We start from the raw sequence: 17,688 nt of genomic DNA, 5'->3' as shown, positions 1-17,688 counted from the left end.
GGTGGGTGATCCCCCTCCGGTTTTCACCATTGCCCCCCTCTCTCGCCGGTCGGATCGCCGACTGCTCGGGAGCAGGAGCGGGGCTCCTGCCCCTTACGGGACAGGAAGACCGCTTCGCGGGAAAAGGGAAATAGGAGATAACATCATGACCGATACCAACAACATCACAGTGCCGCTCAACAAGCTCGACCACGACCCCCGGAACGTGCGCCAGACCTACGAGGCGGCAGAAATCGCGGAAATGGCCGCTTCCATAAAGGCGCGTAATTTCCGGCTGATCCATAACCTTGTCATTCGTCCGGGCGAAAAGAAGGGCCGCTATTTCGTCACCGCTGGCGGTTTGCGTCTGGCTGGCCTCAATCTGCTTGCAGAGCAGGGCGAAATCGGAAAAACCCATGGCGTCGATTGCGGCCTGTGGGATGGCGAAGACGCGACCGAAATCAGCCTTGCCGAGAATTTCGTCAGAAAGGGGATGCATCCCGCCGACGAATTCATGGCCTTCAAGACCTTGGCCGACGAGGGGAAAAGCCCTGCCGAAATTGCAGTACGTTTCGGGACCACGGAGCTAAACGTGAAGCGCCGCATGGCGCTGGCTCGCGTGTCGCCGGTCCTGTTCGATCTCTTCCGCAATGGTGAGATGAGCTATGACGAGCTTGCAGCCTTCACCATCACGGATGACCACGAACGGCAGGAGCAGGTTTGGAATAGCCTCGCCAGTTACAACCGTTATGCCCACACCATCAAGCGCATGCTGGCTTCCGAGGAAATCCCGGCTTCCGACAAGCGTATCCGTTTCATTGGCGGCTTGGATGCCATTGAAGCGGCTGGCGGGACCGTTCGCCGCGATCTGTTCGACGGTGAGAGCGGCGGCTATGCCACAGATTCCGGCCTAGTCGAAAGGCTGGTGCTCGAAAAGCTCGAAACCGAAGCCGAAGGCGTCAAGGCTGAGGGCTGGAAATGGGTTGAAGTTCATTCCGCACAGCCGGACGACATTTACAGCATGAGCCGCGTCTATCCGGAGCCTGTAGATATTAGCGCAGAAGATCAGGAGCGGCTTGATCAGCTTGCCGAGGAATATGACAGCCTTGCCGAATTGATCGAGGCAGGAGACGCCGACGAGGACGCCGAACCGAAGCTTGAAGCCATCGAAAAGGAAATGGACAGCCTCAAGGACCGGCAGGAAGCCTATAAGGCGGAGGATTTGGCGCGCGCCGGGGCGATCGTTTGCCTCGACTACTACGGGCGGGCAACCGTGCATCGTGGCCTTGTCAACGATGAGGATGAACAGCAGGAGCAGGAGGAAGGCCAGCACAGCGGCGAGAATGAGGGTAGCAGAGAAAGCGAGGCGGCGCCGATCAAGCTGACCCATTCGGCGGCATTGGTCGAGGACCTGACAGCGCAGAAGACCGCTGCCCTTCGCGTGGAACTGGCCGACAATCCCGATATAGCCTTCGCAGCCGTGGTTCATGCCCTGCTTTTGAGCGCGGTCTACCGCTATGCGAGTGAACACACCGCCTTGGAAATCAAGCTGACCTATCAGCCCTTGGAAGGGTCCATGAAGCAGCCCGAAAACAGCAAGGCCGGGATTGCGTTTCAGGAGTTGAAGGAACGCTATGGCGATCATATCCCCGGCAATCCCGCCGATCTATGGGAATGGTGCCTTGATCAGCCTCGCGACCAGTTGCTGGTCTTGCTGGCCTTCGCCGCCTCTCATAGCCTCAATGCCGTGGAAGCAAAATTTCATGGACGCGACAAGGCTCTTGCTCATGCCAACGAAATAGGCCGCGCCCTCAATGTCGATATGCGCAACTGGTTTGAACCGACCGGCGATGCCTATCTTTCCCACCTCAACAAAAAGAGCATCGAGGCTGTGGTTGCCGAGGTGAAAGGGGAAGAAGCCGCGACGGCTATCCGAGCAGCAGGCAAGAAGGCCGAGGCCGTTGCCATTGCCGAGCGGATGGTTGCAAACACCGGCTGGCTTCCCGAACCGGTTCGCATTCCCATGACCGAGGTCGAAGCCGAGCAACAGTTCCCCGAAGCGGCTGAATAAGCCGTTAGCTGGTCGCGCTCCTCTCCGGCGCGGCCAGCTCCCCCAAAAACCCATTAGCGCCCGGCCAGGTATCGAACCTGCCCGGGCGCTTGGCGTTCCGCCAGTTTTCTCATGCCCCTTGTTCGATCCGCGCCGGAGGCGGATCGAACTTCCTCGCCAGCGGGCGAGGGGCGATGCCCCTCGTCCCGATGCTTTCAGCACCGCGCCGGCGCGCAGGCTTGTGCAAGGGCGGCCTTCGGGCCGGGACCGGAGCCACGCGCAGCGGGCAAGGCCCGCGAGCATGGCGAGGACCCACCACTTGCACAAGCCGAGCACTGGTGCATTCAATAACGGCACCACTCCATAGGATCGTGATATCCGCCGTAATAGGTTCGCCCGTGTCCGCTCTTGACCATCAGCGCCGCGACGTCTTCGCCGTCGGCGGTCCGGACAGTCACAAGCACGCGCCCATAGCGGTCATTGCCCCGGCGCTGAAACGTCAGCCCCGGTCTTTGCATAAGCTCCTGGAGCCGCACTGTGGCAGCGTCTGCCATGTTCCGCTCTTTGGCGCAGCGCGCGCCATCGCCAGCTTCAGGAGCGTTCACGCCCTGAAGACGGTATTTGACCCGATCCATCCAGAAAGTATCGCCGTCCACTATGCAGGTGATACGCTTGCCGCGACCGCAAATCGGCCAGTTCGTATCGGCGGCTTGCGCCGACATTTCGCCCGAGGGGAGGGCGAACAGGAGGGGTATAATCAACAGCAGTCGCGGCAATCTCATTCAGAGCTTCCTCTTTGCATTTTCGCTTTATAAAGCAGAATCAACTTTATGCCGCGCATGCAAGAGGGAAGATCGACGCGGCTGCGATAAGCAGCCAAAGGCGGGCGGCGCTCAGTGCCGCCCGCTTCCGCGTCAGTCCCAAGGAATGACCGCCATCAGGGTGTCGTCGTCCTGTCCCGGATAGCGGCCGAGGTTCGCATTCAGCTTCGCGAAACCGGTGTTGACCGAAAGAGTGTAGTATTCGCCGCCTCGCTGGTTCTTCTTCTTCCAGATGCCGCCAACTTCGATCCGGCGATTGCGCGGAGACTTGCCGTAAAGACGGTAGACCGGAGCCGCCGGGTTTTCGCTGTGGACCGGCTCGCCGGTCACGTCGATATCAAAGGTGATCGTGGCGATGTTACCTGCGACCTTGTCGCCGTCGATCTTGATGTAATTCACGAGGTCAGTCATCGGTATTACTCCTCTTTTCGGTTGCCGATGCGGAAACACCGGAGCGAACACGGGACATGCGTCACCCGTTAGGGCCGCAACATCGTGGAGGACGCCGAAAGGCTGGCGAATTTGCTTCGCGAGGAAGCGCCGCAGGCGCGGGGAAATTCGTCAGCGCAGGCGTTGGCGCAGGGCCGTTCGGTCCTAGATTCCGCTCGTCAGGCAAACCGAATGGAGCGGAGTAATTAACGTCATGACGGATCGCGGTACGTACATCACGAACGGCGACCCTTGGAAAGCATAAGTTGTATTGCCGCATCAACTTTGAATATGACCATCCGCAGCCTCATGACAATTAGAAAAAAGCAGGGGCGTCTATTGGGCGTCTGCCTTACGGCACCGCCGCTCTATTCGCCGGTTCTGGCGCACCGGCTCACCGAACCAGTCAGGCCGCGCGCCTGCCTACACAACGGCCAGTACCGTCACGCAAGCGTGCCGATCCCGGCCTGTTCCGGACAGGGCGCGCGGCCAGCCTGTTTCGGCCCATTCGGGTAACGATCGGACTGACGCGGAATATGGTCGCGGCAGGGCCGCGAAGCCATTGGGTGCGGCGCGATCGCGCCGCAGGTCCCGATCCCACGCGCTGCGCGCAGCCTCGAAGAAGAAGGGCAGTTTCACCGCATGAGGCCGTCGGGCCAGCGCAATAATGTTCCAATCCTGCCGCGTTGAAACCGGCTACGGCCGGTGGCTTGGAGGGAGCAATGTGCTTCATGCCCCGCTCCTGTGAGCTGCGTTATTCATTGCTGCGTAGACTACCACCCGGCCAGGGGCCAGCAACCTTGTCAGCCAAGAATTTTCCCCGCGCCTTCGGCGCTCCTCGCGCAACAAAATTCATGTCCGCCAAGGTGCTCCGCTGCGCTGCGCCCCTCCGGGTGCAAGCCCCTGTCCGGGCGTTCGCGTAACTCCGCAATAACGCAGATCACAGGAGCTACCACCATGAAGAATTTTATCCAATATCTCCAAGCCACCGGCCGCAGCCTCCGCACTTTCCTCGCGAAGATCGTCAGTAACTTCTTCCGCCGGGGCAGTATCGCCCTGAAAATCGCGGTGAAACTGCCCTTCTTCTTCGAGGCAGACCTGACGGTCAAAACCGAGTGGGATCGGGACCAGCACCGCTAACGCGGTGCAGCCAAGGCCGCTTCGGCGGCCTTGGCCTTTTCCCGGCCTTCGGCCTCGACGATGCGAGCCGCATAGCGGCTCACGCTGTTAATTAGAGGGGGAGAGATCGGCCGCCGGTCTCTCCCCCGCAACAGGCAAAACCGGTTTCCCCGTCCTTCCGCGGGCGAGCTCGCCGGCGTTGCCGGCGAACTCCCCCTTGTGCAGGACCAGGTGCGCGGATTTTGCGCGTCCCGCGCGGATCCTCGCAACCTGTCCCTTCGGGCGGGTGATCCCCCTCCGGTTTTGCCTGTTGCCCCCCTCTCTCCGGTCGGATCGCCGACTGCTCGGGAGCAGGAGCCGGGCTCCTGCCCCTCACCGGGACAGGAAGACAGCTTCGCGGATCAGGAGAGAAAACACCATGCGCAAACAGTCCAAAAGCAGCACCACACAGCCCCGCGCTGACGTTTACGAGCGGATCACCAACCGGATCATTGAACAGCTTGAGCAGGGTACTCGCCCATGGATGCAGCCATGGGGCGCTTGTGGAACGCCGGTCCGCCCGTTGCGGCATAATGGCGTTCCCTATCGCGGTATCAATACCGTGCTTTTGTGGATGGAAGCGAGCGAGCGCGGCTATTCTTCGCCGTTTTGGATGACCTACAAGCAAGCGCAGGAGCTTGGCGGGCAAGTCCGCAAAGGCGAGAAATCGGCCCTTGTCGTCTATGCGAACGCCATCGAGCGCACGGAGACGACAGAAAGCGGCGAGGAAATCGAAAAGCGCATTCCTTTCATGAAAGGATATAGCGTTTTTTGCGCCGATCAGATCGATGACCTGCCAGAGCAGTATTACGCCAAGGCGACCGCGCCCGAAGGATCGGAGATCAAGGAACGCATTCCGCATGTGGATGCCTTTTTCGCCAACCTTGGCGCTGACATTCGCGAAGGTGGAAACAAGGCGTATTACCGGATCGATGCTGATTTCATCGGCATGCCGGTTTTTGACGCCTTTGTTTCGGCCGAGGCACATGCGACCACGCTCGGGCACGAATGCATCCACTGGACCCGCCACCCGTCGCGCCTTGCTCGGGATTTTGGCCGCAAGGCATGGGGCGATGAGGGATATTCGCGGGAAGAATTGTGTGCCGAACTTGGGAGCGTTTTTTTAGCCGCCGATCTTGGCCTTGCCATCGATCCCCGCGACGATCATGCCGCCTATATCGCGAGTTGGCTCAAGGTCCTGAACAACGACAAACGGGCGATTTTTCAGGCGGCATCCCATGCAGAGCGTGCCGTTACCTATCTGCATAGCCTTCAGCCTGACGCGGGCGAGATCACAGCCGAAGTTGACGAGATCGAGGAACGTCGCGCCGCTTGAGCGGCGCGGGAAAGGATGAGCCATGGGCACCATTGGAGAATTGGAACAACAGGCAGGCATAGGACCGGCGCGCGAGGAACGCGCCGCCTTCTGGATGCAATTCCGGCATCTCGAAGGGAGAGCCTGCCTTGAGGCCGGAGTTGCGGAACTGCACCGGATTATTGCGGAAAAGGCGGAGCTTGCTCGCCATGCCATAAAGGAGGACGGCCTATGACTGATTTGGAGACCCTGAATTCTTTCGTGCCGGGATGGAGCGAAATCCCGAACGGGATGATGACGAACCCACATGACGCAGGCGGCATTATCGATTGCACTTTCGTAACCGGCGAATGGTTTGTGATCTTCAATGATGATCGCCCTATGCGGGACGGTTTCGCCACGCGGAAAGATGCCATCGCAGCCTTTATCGAGGCTGCCCGTCCTCAAGTCCGATAGAGGCCGAAGGCTGACATGAAGAATTCATTTCAGTGGAAGCGCTGGAATCTTGGTTACACAAAGGAGGTCATGGACCGCGATCCTGACAGCCCTTTGACGCAGGCGCTTTTATCGTGCTGGCCGCCGCGTATCCAACGGGCGCTAGTGGCCCGGTTCAAATCGCGGGCACAGGAGTTTGTCCCGGATCGACCGGACCAAACCCCTCGAAAGAGGGGGGGCAAGCCGCCCCTCTCTAACTCTCCCCCATGAGGGAAGGGCGGTCCCGCCCCTCCCTCAAACACCCTCCCATGGGAAGGAGGGACGGTTCCCTCCTCCTCCTTCCCAAACCCTTCCACCTCTCCCTGGCAGTGGGTAACGATGCGGGCAGATTCGCCAGTACCGAGAGAATCAGTCATTGATGATCAGTGCCGGAAGTGTTCGTAAAGCCGGCCACGATGATGCGATTGCGCTTGTGCGACAATGCGATCCCACAGGCTTTGGGTTTAGGAAAAACCCTTACGACGCAAGCGCTTGTCAAGTTGTGACCGGTTCGCTTGAAAGCTGTAGCTCGGAAAATTTCCCGAATCATTTTGCTTTATCAAGCAAATCGGTTAGCGTTTGCGGCTGACGCGATTGCGAGTCGTGTGATTTGGAACGAGGAGAAACCCTAACCCGGAAAAAGTAAACCCCGACGCAGCAAGCTACATCGGGGGGAAAGAATGATCTTAGAAGCGATTGCCGTCGCTCCGAGAGACCCATCTCAAAAACTCAAGTCTCAATCTAAGGCTCCTTTCCCTCACTGTCAATATCGAGCGCAGCTTTTGCGAACGGGTGAGCTTTGCCCGGATTTCAGAAAGGAATCCGATGCAGACCATCGCCAGTTTCAGAAGGGTGACGCCTGGCATTCTTGCCAGCGCTGCCCTTGCCATGAGGGAAGACAACCGCCCCGCGACCAAGGCGCAGGTTGCGAGCGCGCTAAAGAAATGCGCCGGTCGCCTTGGCATAAAAGGCTATCCCTACCAGATCCTCGACACGCTTCTTGCTATCTCCCCGGCAGAGGACTGGACAGAGGGCAAGCGTCCCGTCGTCGCCATATCAAATGCCCGTTTGGCCTATGATCTTGGCGTCTGCGAGAAAACCGTCACCCGCGCCATTCGTTCGCTCGTGGAGGCGGGCATTGTCGCTTATCGCGACAGCCCGACCGGTCGCCGCTATGTAAATCGGGAAGGCGGGGGCAGCTTCGGCCTTGATTTCTCGCCCGCCAGAGCGCGGCTCGCGGAACTCGAAGAACTGGCGAGCGCTCATGTTGATGAGTGGCGATCGATGCGCGAGACGACACGGCAAAGCCAAGGTGTCGCCCGGCAGATCGTCGATGCGCTCGAACAGCTTCGCCGTGATGGTCATGAGACGCAGGGTTTCGAGGAGAAGTTCAATGCGCTCGTAGTCGATTTTCACCAACAGAGGGCAAATCCTGACTACCTTGCGCAGCTCGTGGACCTCCTGAAGGACGCACTTGCACTGTATGAGCCGTCCGAGCAACCTTCGGGGTCATCGCCACAGAATGATGATTCTGCCGATCAAAGCCGTAAAGAGTCCCCCGCGCAGGACAATTCTGTCCCCCCATATACAACTACAACCCCCACGACATTAGTAAGAAGAGAACGGCATCGCGCTAACGCACGATCGATTCAGTTTAGTTCTGAGATCGGCTCCGCCGATCAATGGGCTCTCGAAAAAGAGCCTGTGCGAGCGGAACCGTCTGCGCAAGACCGGGAACGTAGTGATGATGATCCTGCAACCACCCTTGATCTGCTACGGCTAGCTTGCCGCCAGCTTCAGGCCGAATATGGCATCAGTTTCTCGTCCTGGCGCGATTTGGAGGGGCAGGCCGACACAATCCGGGCGCTCATACAAATACCGCGCGAAACATGGGTCGCGGGCGTACAGGTCGCCGGCCGGATGAACGCGGCCGCGGCGCTCGCGATCGTGGCTGAGAAGCTGGTGCGGTCCGCCGCGCTGAAGCCGGGCGCGGCCGAGATCGCGAAGCCGGCGCGCTACTTCCTGTCAATGCTGTACCGCTCGCCGAAGGGTGAATTGCACCTCGCGCCGACACTGCGGGCCTTGGCGAAATCTGCCATGAACTAGGGCGCTCGAATTGTTGAAGGCGAAAGGGAAGCCCCCGCCGAAGCAGGCCGGGGGGACGGCGCGAATACCGATGATGGTCATTGGCATCGAGGTCCTGCCGGCAAGATGTAGGGAGCTGTGCACGCTTTGCAAAGCGGCGCTGACAGTTTGAGGTGAAGGACCAAGCTACCGGCCTGGTTCATGTTCCAGATTGCCGACTGTCATTTCGATAGACGGGCGCGAAAGCTGTGTAGCGTAGCTGGCGGCACGGAGCAGGAAGTTTCGTGCGCGCGACGCCTAGGCCATTGATGTCAATGTCGTCGGGACGAACACTGTGAAGCCGTGCCGGTCAAAATGCCGGTTTCGGCTATGGAATGAAATGGGACGAGAGCAAAGACATAGCGATCAAATCCCTTTGCATGGCAGCGTTGTCGATCGAATAGGCCACTAGGACCGTCCGCCCGGCCAGCAACAGCATAACCGAACGATTTTCCCCGCGCCTGCGGCGCTTCCTCGCGAGTCAAAATCGCCCGCCAATGCCGTCCTCCGCTGCGCTGCGGCCCTTCGGGTGCAGCCCGGTCTTTGTGCGGTCCTTTCTCGTGTCCATCGACAACGCAAGCAAAGGAGATCGCGCAATGTCTGACCTCGTAAACTTCATCCAGATCGACGCCGAAACCGACACGCTGACCGGCAACCTCGCAACGCTGACCTTCGACATCGACATCACCGGCGAGCCGGTTGAGAGCACGAACCCTCAGGCTCCGGTCTACCGGCTTTACGCGAAGTCCCCGCGCAACCGCCGGATCGAGATCGGCGGCATCTGGAAAAAGAAGAACCAGAGGGGCGGCGAATACTATACGCTCACCGTCAACACCGGCTTTGCAAAGCTGAACGCGAACCTGGGCCGCTATCCGGGGCAGGATGACGAAAGCCTGATGGCGGTCATCCCCTGGGATTGATCCACCCGGCCCCCGCTTCGGCGGGGGCTTCCCTTTCGCCTTCCCTGAGACGGAGAGTTCAATGACTGATTCCCAAACCCACCTGTTTCGTGTGGAGCTCGAACGCCCAAATGGCGCCCTGGATTGCTATCCGTGTGTATCGCTCGATACGCTGCCCGAGCTGATCGTTCCGCTCATCTCGAGCGCTGATGAACACGCCGGCACCATTGTCCGCGTCTACGACTATCAACGCTGGACGCCCGACAGTGAAAGCGGGCTCATACGTGCCCTGTCTCTCCTCGAATAGGACTTGCCCCTTGTTCGATCCGCGCCGGAGGCGGATCGAACTTTCTCGCCAACGGGCGAGGGGCGATGCCCCTCGTCCCGATAGGTCAGGATGGCACCGAACCGCCCGATCCGGTCAAACTCGGTCGCTTGCGACCGGAACCGGAGCCACGCGCAGCGGCGAGCCCGCGAGCATGGCGAGGCTCTGCAATTTGACCGGATCGAGGATCGGTGCATTTCAACAAGGAAATAGTCGCCGGCGAAGCCGGCCTTCCATGCAGTAAGGGTTTTTCCAGCCCGGAGGGCCGAAGCCTGCTTTCGAGGGAAAGCAGGCGTAGCAGGCGGAGGCCTGAGCGCGCCCCCAATGGCGCCGTAGAGAAGGCCGGAGCCTGTGGGAAAACCCTGCGGCCGAAGGCCGCCGTAAAACGCTGTCCCAAAACTGACGTTTTTGATATGTTGTTTTTGTTACGGGTTTTCTGACAGATTCGGGAGGTGATATGGCACACACTGACATTTGTCCCAAAAATGACCGTTTTTGGCACAGGGGGCTGAATGCTAATCGGCTACATGCGTGTATCGAAGGTGGACGGCTCGCAGAGTCTCGACCTGCAGCGAGATAGTCTCGTGCAAGCGGGAGTCGATCCGAACAACATCTATCAGGACCTGGCGTCGGGGAAACGCGACGATCGGCCGGGCTTCGCCGCGTGCCTGAAAGCATTGCGGCGAGGGGATACGCTTGTCGTGTGGAAGCTCGACCGGCTCGGCCGCGATCTGCGCAACCTGGTGAACACGGTTCATGATCTTACAGCGCGAGACATCGGCGTGAAGGTCCTAACCGGACATGGCGCATCAATCGACACGACGACGCCGGCGGGCAAGATGGTTTTCGGGATCTTCGCCGCTCTGGCTGAGTATGAACGCGAACTGACAATAGAACGTACTGTGGCGGGCCTCTCTGCTGCGCGAGCGCGCGGGAGAGTAGGAGGGAGACCGCCGAAAATGACAAAGGCGAAGTTACGTTTGGCTATGGCTGCGATGAGCCAGCCGAGAACGAAGGTCGGGGAACTATGCCGGGAATTAGGCATTACCCGATCGACCCTTTATCGGCATGTCGGGCCAGACGGCACCTTGCGGACCGAGGGGAAAAAGCTCCTGCCAAGCTAGTCGTATTTGACATTGAAAATGTCGCAGGATTCATTGTGAAATGATTCTGCTGGATGGAGCAAAACATTGACTCCATTAAGGAGATGATAACGGTTAGGACGTTCTCTTGTATAAAAGTACACCAATAAGCGCACCAAATAAAATCGAACGTGGGAACGACAGACTGGCGGAACAGATGAAGGGCATCTCAAAGGTAATAACGTTTGACGGCCCACCTGAACCAGAGAAAATAAAACCGGGTGAAGCCGGCGTGAATCTCTCTTGGTTGACAGAACTCGCGGATAACCCTCCTCCAAAAAACAGGCATTGGTCTAAGATGCTTAGGGAGTTGGTGTTAAATCCGCGAGCGGATGGGACAACTCCGACAAATGACGAGTTGGCGGCTAAACTCGAAGTCTTTCGAGATACAGTGATGCGCGCCAAAAAGCGTTGGCAAAAGATCGGCGTGATCTATCGCGTCAATTACAACGGCGTTTATGCTTACAATCCCAAAATGCTTGTCGCGAAAGACAAGGACGGGAATGTCATAAAGCACGTGTCGATTGATGTGCGGGCGGCGTCCGATATGGAGGCCTACCACTAGGGCAACTAGCGGTACTTCTCAAAAAGATCGACCTGTTCGGGCTTGTCTCCGGCCTCCTCAGAATGTGCCGGAGCACTCGCATTTTTGCGTGCGGCCGCGGCCGCCGCTTTGAAGGCTTCTTCAAGCGGCAAGTCCTCTTGTTCGGTATCTTCGGTCGAAGGCAACGCACCTCGTGGCGGAGGGGAGTTCTTTCCAAGAACCGCCTTCACATAGACGTCGATATCGGCGTCACTGGTGAAGGTGCCGGTTGGTTTAAAGGTGTAGGTCCACTCGGCCGGAACGTTCGATGGGCGATGATCCTTTGCGTCTTCAGGAAAGGGGAATTTGACCTGATAGACGTTCTTGCCGATTCCGGTAACGAAGGCGGTCACACCTTTATCATCGACGCCTAATTCCGTGCTGAATTCCGATCGTTCGATAGGGCTGGCGCGATGCGTTTCCTTCAACCATTTCGTCGTGCCATCGGTCATCATGTCCCGGCGATACTCATAGAATGTCGTCTCGCCCAGGTCACGTTCCATGCGTTCGGCTGTGGGGCCAAAGTTGATACGAGTTATGACCTTCGTGCCAACAGACGCTATGAGGACGTCGAGGACTTCCTGTCCGTAGTTTTTGGCGATCTGTGACAGGTCTTGCAGACCGAGTACGGCGCAGACCCCCTTGGACCGACCGAGAGTAACGAAGCGCTCGAAATCCTGAATTTCAGGAAGCTGACCCCATTCGTCAAGGAAGAACCATATACGGCGCAGGTCATGGTCTGAAAGCAGGTTACTGTCCGTTACCGTAGAGACTGCGACCGCGTAAAGCGCGGAGATCCAGCCGTCAGACAGTTCGGCATATCGACCGGAGTGCTGGACAATGACCGTTCTCTGATCGGTCTTGTTGACCAGCCATTCACGCAACCGGAATCGCTGCCTTCCCTCATAGGTCGGCCATGCCGTCGCCAGCATTTCGAGCAGGCGCATATTCGTTTCGAGCTGTCCGAGAGTGGACATGACCTGCTTGTAATCGGCGGTCAAAAATATGTCGGCTCCGCGCTGATACTTGAGCATGATCCGGAGCAGTTTTTCCTGATCCTGACGCGTTTCATTGAGCAGATCGAGCCATGTCCATTCCTTCGGTTTTTCCGCCATCAGCTTGATAGCGCAGCCGGCGAGGACAGCGCGAGCGCTCTGCGTAAAAAACGGATGTCCGTCATCGGGAATGATACGTTGCGCCAATTCAACAGCGTCCTGTGACACGATCAAATCGGCCGCAATATCCCAAACCGCCGAACGGTCATCCTGTGGCGCCAGAAGAAGCGGAGGAACCTCTTTTCCGTCACGAACCGATGGAGGTGTTATGCGGGTATAGTCACCCTTCTCATCGAAGATGATAGCTTTGTCCCCGCGTTCGACAACGGAGCCGATCATGCGACGAAAAGTTACCGTCTTGCCACCCCCGGGAGCGCCAAGGATGAATGTGTGATTTGTCTCGCGAGGGAGCGTGTAATGCCATCCATTGAACATATGGATTCCGCGAGTCTTCGGATAGCGATTGTGCTTCTGCTCGTAACGAGCAGCACGCAACAAAGCGTCCATTCCCTCTACGACCATTCCCGAGATAATGATGCGTTGCCGAACCACGAGCCACTTCTGAAAAATGAATACTCCGAGGAGGGCGAGAGCGACTAGAAGAGGCGCAATAACCACTACCTGGTTGCGAATAGCTGAGCCGGCGAGGGGGCTTCCGATCGCTTCAAGATGGGATCGGCAAGCGCCCCATTTCCATATCGTCAGGCAATCCCATGCCTGCGAAAATGAGAGTTGGACGAAATGACCGTTCGCCGTAGGCCATGATGGGTTTACGAAACGGAAGTACCACAAGAGCGGCGTCATGACCGCCGCCACGATAGCAGTGATAACGAGAACTCCAACAGCAGGTTCAGGCGGTTTCCGTATCATTTCTCAAATGCCTTCCTGCCTTTTTCGATCATCGCAATGCGAAGCTTCTCGTTATCCTTTTGCTCAAAAGCAGTCAGCAGCACACCGAGGATGAAGGCGGGGTTCTCACCGCGAAGACCTGCCTTCACGACGAGCCCACCAAGCATGATTTTCTCATGCGCATCCTTTTGCCGATTTGCCGCCATCTTGTCTCGATACTCCCTTTGTCGCTTCCCAAGCAGGAGCGCTAAGCTTCCCGCTTCACTCGGCGGGTGTTTGTTGAAATCGCTCGGCCACCTCTTTCAAAGCCTTGAGCAGATCGCGATCGGAGACTTCAACGTCAGCGAGGCCGGCTTTGACCGCTAGGCTTCCCAACCTTTCAGCTTCTTTTGCACGCTCAGCGTCTAGCTGCTGCTGGAGACGTGCAATCTCGTCTTGGATCTTCGATACCTTTGATGTGCGAGCCACGAATAACCTCCGTTGTTGCGCTGTACACTCGTCATTGATACCGCCAGTTGCTCTATACGGCAAGATTGATTTCCACTCGATAAGCGGTCGAGCGATAGCGAGACACAGAGAAAAACAACGAGTTGGCGTAGCCAACGCATTGTCAGTCCCGTTCGGAGCCGCGCAGCGCTCCGATTGTAAGGGCGCACTTATGTATCGACAAGTCGATACCTGCTTGTTATGTGTGTTCGCATGGCGATATTTCATCTTCATGCGAAGGTTTTAAGCAGGGCGACCGGGCAAAGCGCGGTCGCAGCAGCATCATATCGCCATTGCGCCGCCATGACTAATCAGACCTATGAACGGTCCTATGATTTTTCCAACAAGAAGGGAAACGTTCACAGCGAATTCGCGATACCAGCTAATGCGCCGGAATGGGCGCAGGCTCTCGCGAACCTTTCCCCGGTTCAGGCGTCGGAGGCCTTTTGGAATAAAGTTGAGGCATCCGAGAACAGGAAGGACGCGCAGTTTGCTCGTGAAATGACACTTGCCCTGCCCATTGAGTTTTCGCGAGAACAGAACATTGCCCTGGTCCGCGAATTCGTGGAGGAGAACTTTTCAAAGAAGGGGGTCGTGGCGGATTGGGCGTATCACGAGATCAAGGGCAATCCGCACGTTCATATCATGAGCGCTTTGCGGCCTCTGACAGATGAGGGATTTGGAGCAAAAAATGTTCGCGCGGTTGATGAGAATGGTGAGCCGAAATTCTCGAAGAACGGCCATGCCCTCTATCGCCAGTTCGCCGGAGACAAGGAGCTCATCCCTGCACTGAGAGAAGCATGGGCGGATGTGCAGAACCATCATCTTGCCTCACACGGGTTCGATATTCGTGTTGACCACCGCTCCTATTCAGAGCAGGGAATTGCGATCGAACCAACCATGCACCGCGGGCCTACCGCCGAGGGGATGGACCGGAAAGGGGTGAAGTCGGATCGCATAGAGATCAATGCAGAGATCGAAGCGACACGCCGCCAGCAGGTGATGGCAGATCCTTCCATCATCCTGAAGCTGATCACCGCTGAAAAGTCTGTCTTCGATGAGCGCGACGTTGCGCGAACAGTCCATCGCTACACCGATTCCTACGAGGATTTTCAGGCGCTGTTCCTCCGCGTAGGCGCGCTTGAAAATCAGGTGATGATCGCATCACCGATCTTCGATCCTATGACAGACAAGATCATTGAGCGCGCAAAATATACAACGACGGAAGTGCTCGATACCGAACGAACTATGATCGCTTCTGCGCGGTCGCTAGTCGGTCGGGACGGTTTTGCGGTCAATCAGAAGAGCGCTGATAAGGTTGTCGCAGAGGTTGAGAAACGTGCCGGTTTCAAATTCGATCCAGAGCAAAAGGTTGTCATTTCTCGCCTAACTGAAAAGGCGGGTATCGCCGTCATGGTCGGTTACGCAGGTGCCGGCAAATCGACTGTGATGAACGCTGTACGCGCGGTTTACGAGGGAGAGGGGAGACGTGTCGTAGGCGGAGCGTTGGCCGGCAAGGCTGCAGTCGGCTTGCAGGAAAGTGCAGGCATTGAATCCCGCACACTTGCCTCCTGGGAGGCGTCTTGGAAGAACGGCCTTCGCCAGTTGGGGCCGGGCGATGTGTTCGTACTTGATGAAGCAGGCATGGTCGGTTCAGCGCAGATGCAGCGATTTGTTTCTGCGGTGGAAGAAGCCGGAGCGAAGCTCATCTTACTCGGTGATGCGCGCCAGTTGCAGCCGATTGAAGCTGGTGCCGCCTTCCGGGCTATTGCCGATGACGCAGGGTATATCGAGCTTACGGGCGTTCGCCGCCAGCGCGAAGAATGGATGCAGAATGCGACTATTGAATTCGGCAAGGGGAATACCGCGGACGCGATCGGGCGCTACGTCGAACATGATCTCGTCCAGCTCGAATCTGACAGTGCATCGGCTCGGAATTCTTTGATCGGCAATTGGCGGAGTGATTGGGAGGCCGGCGTCGATGTGTTGATGCTTGCGCATCGCAATGTCGATGTCCTTGCTCTGAATATGGCTGCCCGAAACGTTATCAAAGAGGGAGGCGGTCTTCAGGAGGAACATGGGTTCCGGACTGATCGGGGCCAGCGTCAGTTTGCGGTTGGGGATCGTATCGTATTTCTGGAGAAGAGCCGTGAACTTGGTGTCGAGAACGGTTCATTCGGCAATGTAGAGGAGGCTAGTCGCGGCCGTCTCGTGATTGGTCTGTTTGACGGCCGAAGCGTCACCGTCGCACAGAACGGTTACGCGAATATCGATTATGGCTACGCAGCGACGATCCACAAGAGTCAGGGCGCGACGGTCGATCGTGCCCACGTTCTGGCGAGCCCGACGATGGACGCGCACATGACGTATGTGGCGATGAGCCGGCATCGAGACAGTGCGACCCTTTATGCAGGTTCCGATGAATTCAGAACTCTGGATAAGCTGGTGGACACACTTTCACGCGATCGCATGAAGGATACCACTCTCGCTTATGAACGGACTGACGATTACCGTCTGAGCGTGAAGGAATTTGCTGAACGGCGCGGCATCCCATCATTCAGCGAAATTGGGGATATGTTCCGTCATCAGCTTGCGGCATTGCGAGAGCGCTTCACGAAGGTTGCCGAGCGGCTGGAAGCCATTGGCAAGAAATTCGCCCATGTCATTCGGCCCGAGCAGCAACAGGGCAAAGCCGCCGAACATCGGCCGGAATATCAACCGTCACAGCGGCAGGTCGTAACGGTTCCGGACATCACATTCCCCGAAATGACTTCTGCGGTTCGTCAAGCCCTTTCCCGATTGGAGCATAATCTAGGACATGCCCAAATCTCCGATACGGATCGAGCACGTCGGCGTTGGTTCACGAGTGCTGGATATGAATTAAGGGACGGTTCAGCCGCCACGGATCTTCAGCGCTTCAATCGGGAAATTGCTTCCATTATTCCGCAAGCGACTGTCGTTGCCATCGGTCCGGATCTCGGCGCCGACGATCGCAATCAGGTTCAGTCGCTATTACCGGAGTCGGTTCGAGAGGCTTTCATCGACAACTGGCCGCTGATCCATGCCGGGCAGAAAGCCGGTCAGGATCTCACGCGCCTCGAACTCGCGCAGACGCTCAACAGCGAAGCGAAAGAGAGGCTGGTAGTCGAACAGTATGAAAGGAGGCAGGCGATGTTTGCGACACCAGAAAAGCCACTTGTTGCAGCAATCTCCGACTGGCGCGATAGCATCGAGGCGACGGTTGCGGCACGGATGGAAACCCGGCCGGTCATGCAATCAGCAACACGCCGTCTCGAGACGGCGGTTGCAGCCGTCTGGCAGCGGCCTGAAGCCGTGCTTTCTGCGCTGCGGAACCGGATAGATGACGGGCGGGTTCTAGTCGCCGATTTCGCGCAGTCCATTCGGGATAATCCAGCATCTGTTGGCGAGCTTCACGGCAGCAGAAGCATGTTCGGCCGAAATGACGGCGTGCGAGAGAAGGCGCTGGCAGCGGTCTCGCCGGCGATCTCGGCCTTGCAGGATTACGGCCAGGTTCGAAGCAATCTGAGGAATGATCTGACCAAGGACGAGCAGCGGTTCCGTACCCTGATGCGGGAGCCAGTTGATGATCTTTCGCAGGCTGCACGCGAGCTTGTCGGTCGTATCGAGAGAACGCCTGCAGATCGTCTAGGGACGTTGATTAGATCGGCGGATGATCAGCAGGCAATGGGTGAGTTGCGCCGGTTTGTCGAGACAGTTCGCGACCGGTTCGGTTTGCCGGGAACAAATGAGCTTGATCGCGATCGCCTCGCCCAGGCGATGCCCGGTGCTGATCAGGAGCGGGTTGAAGCGTTCGCAGCCGGGTACGCGAAAGCTGACCAGCTTGTGACGACCGTGCAGGCGGCTCAACAGGCGCAAAAGATTGAAATGAGCCATGAGCAGCAGCAGGTGCGTGGCCGGGAGAGGGGCGAAGGAATCTCGCATTAAGATTGTAGGAAATGGTCGCTTTTGGTGATGCTG

Annotated in this window: 17 protein-coding genes; 12 read left to right on the top strand and 5 right to left on the bottom strand. The window is 57.8% G+C overall.

The window, feature by feature from the left end:
* Window positions 1–145: 145 nt before the first annotated feature.
* Window positions 146–2,050: a ParB/RepB/Spo0J family partition protein gene (locus tag LJ361_RS23260; RefSeq protein WP_193603353.1), complete on the top strand. Its 1,905-nt coding sequence runs from the start codon at window positions 146–148 to the stop codon at window positions 2,048–2,050.
* 323 nt (window positions 2,051–2,373) lie between these two features.
* Here the strand turns inward: LJ361_RS23260 and LJ361_RS23255 are convergent, their stop codons facing one another.
* Together LJ361_RS23255 and LJ361_RS23250 are read right to left on the bottom strand one after the other, a co-directional pair.
* Window positions 2,374–2,811: a thermonuclease family protein gene (locus LJ361_RS23255; RefSeq protein ID WP_113731491.1), complete on the bottom strand. Its 438-nt coding sequence runs from the start codon at window positions 2,809–2,811 to the stop codon at window positions 2,374–2,376.
* A 132-nt stretch (window positions 2,812–2,943) separates the two neighbouring features.
* Complete coding sequence (locus tag LJ361_RS23250) at window positions 2,944–3,261, bottom strand: DUF736 domain-containing protein (RefSeq protein ID WP_100560273.1); 318 nt, start codon at window positions 3,259–3,261, stop codon at window positions 2,944–2,946.
* 327 nt (window positions 3,262–3,588) lie between these two features.
* Here LJ361_RS23250 and LJ361_RS23245 point away from each other — a divergent pair, with 327 nt between their 5' ends.
* The 10 genes from LJ361_RS23245 (at window position 3,589) to LJ361_RS23200 (ending at window position 11,281) form a co-directional block, all read left to right on the top strand.
* Window positions 3,589–3,795: a hypothetical protein gene (locus LJ361_RS23245; RefSeq protein WP_264813619.1), complete on the top strand. Its 207-nt coding sequence runs from the start codon at window positions 3,589–3,591 to the stop codon at window positions 3,793–3,795.
* A 441-nt stretch (window positions 3,796–4,236) separates the two neighbouring features.
* The gene (locus LJ361_RS23240) at window positions 4,237–4,419 is read left to right on the top strand and encodes a hypothetical protein (RefSeq protein ID WP_100560277.1); all 183 of its coding nucleotides are present in this window, start codon (window positions 4,237–4,239) and stop codon (window positions 4,417–4,419) included.
* A 397-nt stretch (window positions 4,420–4,816) separates the two neighbouring features.
* Window positions 4,817–5,773: an ArdC family protein gene (locus tag LJ361_RS23235; RefSeq protein WP_264813618.1), complete on the top strand. Its 957-nt coding sequence runs from the start codon at window positions 4,817–4,819 to the stop codon at window positions 5,771–5,773.
* 22 nt (window positions 5,774–5,795) lie between these two features.
* The gene (locus tag LJ361_RS23230; protein WP_264813617.1) at window positions 5,796–5,987 is read left to right on the top strand and encodes a hypothetical protein; all 192 of its coding nucleotides are present in this window, start codon (window positions 5,796–5,798) and stop codon (window positions 5,985–5,987) included.
* Window positions 5,984–6,208, top strand: coding sequence for a hypothetical protein (locus LJ361_RS23225; RefSeq protein WP_100560283.1), 225 nt, complete (start codon window positions 5,984–5,986; stop codon window positions 6,206–6,208). The genes LJ361_RS23230 and LJ361_RS23225 overlap by 4 nt, the downstream gene beginning before the upstream one ends.
* Before the next feature lie 843 nt (window positions 6,209–7,051).
* Complete coding sequence (gene repC, locus LJ361_RS23220; RefSeq protein WP_100560285.1) at window positions 7,052–8,332, top strand: plasmid replication protein RepC; 1,281 nt, start codon at window positions 7,052–7,054, stop codon at window positions 8,330–8,332.
* A gap of 614 nt (window positions 8,333–8,946) precedes the next feature.
* Window positions 8,947–9,270 carry a DUF736 domain-containing protein gene (locus LJ361_RS23215; protein ID WP_100560382.1) on the top strand — a complete coding sequence of 108 codons (324 nt, stop codon included), beginning with the start codon at window positions 8,947–8,949 and terminating at the stop codon, window positions 9,268–9,270.
* 61 nt (window positions 9,271–9,331) lie between these two features.
* Complete coding sequence (locus LJ361_RS23210; RefSeq protein WP_113732127.1) at window positions 9,332–9,556, top strand: hypothetical protein; 225 nt, start codon at window positions 9,332–9,334, stop codon at window positions 9,554–9,556.
* A 530-nt stretch (window positions 9,557–10,086) separates the two neighbouring features.
* A complete protein-coding gene (locus LJ361_RS23205) occupies window positions 10,087–10,698 on the top strand; it encodes a recombinase family protein (RefSeq protein ID WP_113732128.1) in 612 nt (203 codons plus the stop codon).
* A 106-nt stretch (window positions 10,699–10,804) separates the two neighbouring features.
* Complete coding sequence (locus LJ361_RS23200; RefSeq protein ID WP_146617407.1) at window positions 10,805–11,281, top strand: hypothetical protein; 477 nt, start codon at window positions 10,805–10,807, stop codon at window positions 11,279–11,281.
* A gap of 5 nt (window positions 11,282–11,286) precedes the next feature.
* On the opposite strand, the gene LJ361_RS23195 is transcribed toward LJ361_RS23200, so the two are convergent.
* From LJ361_RS23195 to LJ361_RS23185, 3 genes are all read right to left on the bottom strand, one after another.
* Window positions 11,287–12,906 (bottom strand): type IV secretion system DNA-binding domain-containing protein, encoded by a 1,620-nt coding sequence (locus LJ361_RS23195; RefSeq protein ID WP_264813637.1) that lies wholly within the window; start codon window positions 12,904–12,906, stop codon window positions 11,287–11,289.
* Window positions 12,907–13,220: 314 nt separating this feature from the next.
* Window positions 13,221–13,409, bottom strand: coding sequence for a conjugal transfer protein TraD (locus LJ361_RS23190; RefSeq protein WP_100560295.1), 189 nt, complete (start codon window positions 13,407–13,409; stop codon window positions 13,221–13,223).
* 55 nt (window positions 13,410–13,464) lie between these two features.
* A complete protein-coding gene (locus LJ361_RS23185; protein ID WP_157803361.1) occupies window positions 13,465–13,671 on the bottom strand; it encodes a TraC family protein in 207 nt (68 codons plus the stop codon).
* 219 nt (window positions 13,672–13,890) lie between these two features.
* Here LJ361_RS23185 and traA point away from each other — a divergent pair, with 219 nt between their 5' ends.
* Window positions 13,891–17,655, top strand: coding sequence for a Ti-type conjugative transfer relaxase TraA (traA, locus tag LJ361_RS23180; RefSeq protein ID WP_113732130.1), 3,765 nt, complete (start codon window positions 13,891–13,893; stop codon window positions 17,653–17,655).
* Window positions 17,656–17,688: the final 33 nt, after the last annotated feature.

The organism is Brucella sp. JSBI001 (assembly GCF_026014005.1).
Taxonomy (GTDB): Bacteria; Pseudomonadota; Alphaproteobacteria; order Rhizobiales; family Rhizobiaceae; genus Brucella; species Brucella anthropi.
The sequence above is the reverse complement of the archived record's forward strand: the minus strand, read 5'-3'. Positions and strand labels throughout refer to the sequence as shown.